Annotated in this window: 4 protein-coding genes and 1 pseudogene; 4 read left to right on the top strand and 1 reads right to left on the bottom strand. The window is 43.6% G+C overall.

Translation table 11 applies throughout. The annotated features are described in order from the left end of the window. On the top strand, nt 1-184 hold a 184-nt coding region (locus tag PX481_RS18620; RefSeq protein WP_288095396.1), incomplete at its 5' end, for a transposase. Nucleotides 185-218: 34 nt separating this feature from the next. Beyond that, complete coding sequence (locus tag PX481_RS18625) at nt 219-662, top strand: chloride channel protein (RefSeq protein WP_002761777.1); 444 nt, start codon at nt 219-221, stop codon at nt 660-662. A gap of 146 nt (nt 663-808) precedes the next feature. Here PX481_RS18625 and PX481_RS29815 read toward each other — a convergent pair. Further along, nucleotides 809-913, bottom strand: a pseudogene (locus tag PX481_RS29815) (bluetail domain-containing putative surface protein); the annotation flags it as partial. Between the two features lie 61 nt (nt 914-974). On the opposite strand from PX481_RS29815, the gene PX481_RS18630 reads away from it, so the two are divergent. Together PX481_RS18630 and PX481_RS18635 are read left to right on the top strand one after the other, a co-directional pair. After that, nucleotides 975-1,280 carry a type II toxin-antitoxin system Phd/YefM family antitoxin gene (locus PX481_RS18630; RefSeq protein ID WP_287657942.1) on the top strand — a complete coding sequence of 102 codons (306 nt, stop codon included), beginning with the start codon at nt 975-977 and terminating at the stop codon, nt 1,278-1,280. Beyond that, on the top strand, nt 1,277-1,609 hold the full coding sequence (locus PX481_RS18635) for a type II toxin-antitoxin system RelE/ParE family toxin (protein ID WP_002761780.1): 333 nt from the start codon (nt 1,277-1,279) through the stop codon (nt 1,607-1,609). The genes PX481_RS18630 and PX481_RS18635 overlap by 4 nt, the downstream gene beginning before the upstream one ends. Nucleotides 1,610-1,806 lie beyond the last annotated feature (197 nt).

Consider the following 1,806-nt stretch of genomic DNA (forward strand, 5'->3'; position numbering starts at 1 on the left):
GAGTTGTCAAACAATCCGAAACTGGTTTGGAGAAATCATTAGTTATTTCGAGCGAAGGACAACGAATGGGATGGTCGAGGGAATCAACAATAAACTTAAACTAATAAAACGGAGAAGCTATGGCTTTAGAAACTTTCGGAATTTTTGGGTTAGAAGTATGTTGTCTTGGCATCTTGTCTGTTGATTTAGCATAAAGGGTAACGAAGAGCCGAAACTTCATGAAGAAATTCGTCAAGAATAGTGAAGCTCCAGGAGCGGTCTTGCTGCTGGTTTTCTTAGGGCGCTTTCTCCTGACAATGATTTGTTATGGTTCTGGGGAAATTGGCGGGATTTTTGCCCCGATGTTAGCCCTGGCTACTCTATTCAGTTTAGGGCTGGCACAAGTGTGCGATGCTTGGTTTCCGGGTCAACTGCCCCAACCCGGGGTTTTTGCCGTCGCTGGGATGGGGGGATTAGTGGCGGCCACGGTCCGCGCTCCCCTCACCGCCGTCATGTTGGTGATGGAATTGACGGATAATTTTTTGGTGGCGCTGCCAATTTTACTGACTTGTATCTGTGCTGCAATCACAGCCCACTTCTTAGGTGGTGAACCTGTTTATAGTGTCTTGCTCAAGCGAATTTTGGACAAATTAGAGCGGCAACCCCCCAGCGATCGGATTTAACCCATTACAAGAAAACGGGTTTCTCAAAGAAACCTGTTTTCTAAATAGGCGTTTGCAGAAAACGGGTTTCTCAAAGAAAACTGGTTTCTAAATAGTTTCTTGAAGAAACCCGTTTTCTAGGTGACTTAGAAGGATAACTTAGACACTTAGATAAAAAAGCTACTAACGTTAATTCTCCCTAAAGCTGGTAAAGTACTGGTAAATCCGGTCATATTTATTAATAAATCATTGCTGGATTGGAAGCCAGCCGTGAGACGATCGGGTATTTGTCACAGGAGACTTAATTTAAGGTAGCATATAATTAAATGCGTTTTGTCTGCTAAGATAATGCTCAACCTTTCAAAAGACATTCATTCTTTAACTGAGTTTAAACGAAACACGACCCAGTTCCTAGAGCATCTCAAACAAACCAAAGACCCTTTGGTGCTTACGGTTGATGGGAAAGCAGCACTCGTCGTGCAAGATGCGGAATCCTATCAGACACTTCTTGAAGCTGCTGAATTGGTTGAGACGCTTAAAGGAGTCAAGCGTGGTCTTGAAGAGATGAAGCAAGGCAAAGGTAAGAAGGCAGAGGAATTCTTCTCTGAATTGTTCGATAAGCTGGACAGTTCTCCATGAGCCAAAAGTATCAAGTCGTCATACAACCTGAAGCACAACAGGGAATTGAAAAAGCCTATCTGTGGTTCAGCAAAGATTCTCCTCGAAAAGCGAGGTTGTGGCTGGAAGGATTGTACAAAGCAATTCTGTCACTAGAGCAAATGCCTTACCGTTGTTCACTTGCTTTTGAAAATAATTTCTTGGAGGAAGAAATCCGACAACTTATTTATGGTAAGGGACGTAGTGCCTACAGAATTCTCTTTACCATCACTGGCGATATTGTGCAGATTCTTTTCGTGCGCCACGTTGCACAAAAGCCTTTGTCAAGTCAAGAAGATGAAGAAGAGTAGAGGCCCATAGCATACCATTGTTGTCCTAAATTGTGACGGCAAAGATTTGATAGGTAAGGTTTGCTGAAAAAGCTTTTCCTAGGGGCAGGGTGTGGGGTGTGGGGTGTGGGGTTTTACCCATTTTCAGGTGGTCAATTACCTAATTTTCAGGGAAAAATTCCCGGAATTTTCCCCCCAATCACTCCAATGGTCGGCAC

The organism is Microcystis sp. M53603_WE2, assembly GCF_030065435.1.